Source organism: Pantoea sp. Ap-967 (assembly GCF_011752565.1).
Taxonomy (GTDB): Bacteria; Pseudomonadota; Gammaproteobacteria; order Pseudomonadales; family Pseudomonadaceae; genus Aquipseudomonas.
Map to the genome: position 1 here is coordinate 1 of NZ_VWXK01000089.1, position 768 is coordinate 768.

The 768-nt window shown below is 57.0% G+C and carries 2 pseudogenes; one reads left to right on the plus strand and one right to left on the minus strand.

Annotated features, from left to right (window positions below):
• Positions 1–536, plus strand: a pseudogene (locus tag F3J45_RS29605) (type IV secretion protein Rhs); the annotation flags it as partial.
• 36 nt (positions 537–572) lie between these two features.
• Here F3J45_RS29605 and F3J45_RS30660 read toward each other — a convergent pair.
• Positions 573–731: pseudogene (locus F3J45_RS30660) on the minus strand (RHS repeat domain-containing protein); the annotation flags it as partial.
• Between the last annotated feature and the right edge of the window lie 37 nt (positions 732–768).

Here is a 768-nt window from a genome sequence, read left to right on the forward strand (position 1 = left end):
TCACCGATGGCGCAAAGCGCACCCAGCGCTACGGCTATGACACTCACGGCAATTTGCTATGGGAGCAGGACTCACTGGGCCGCAGCACCCAATATCAATACAGCCCGGAAGGTCGCGTAATCCGCGTCACTGATGCCCTCGAAAAGACCAAGCACCTGGGTTGGAACACCCGTGGCCAGTTGCTTAGCTACCGCGACTGCAGCAACAACCAGACGCTGTACCACTATGACTTGCATGGCCGTTTGCGCGAAAGCATTAATGCCCGTGGCGAACACAGCCACTTCCGCTATGACGCTCGCGGCTATCTGGTAGAAAGTGAACGCCCCGATGGTCGCATCGACCGCTATGAGGTTGATCTCGCCGGCCAACTGACCCGTTACATCGATCCTGCGCAGAAGAAACTGCAATTTCGCTACGATCGCAGTGGGCGCATGGTCGAACGGCTGGACGCCATGGGCCACAGCGTAAAATTTCGCTATGACGCCTATGGCCGGCTGCTGCAGCTCACCAACGAAAACGATGATTTGGACGGGTAGCGCCCAGTGGCGCAAGTAGCTGATCTGCTCACTGCGTCCTAGAGGGTCATGCGTTTCGATCAGGCGGCCGATATCATCGTAGCTGTAGCGCCATTCGCCTCCTTGCGGGTCGATACTCTTTAGTAGTTGTCCGGCGACTATCTCCTCTTGCCAACAGTTACCAAGCGGGTCGATGTACTTATACACCTCGTACATCGGTCCCCAGTAATAGCGGCTCTGTCGGCCGAGGCTG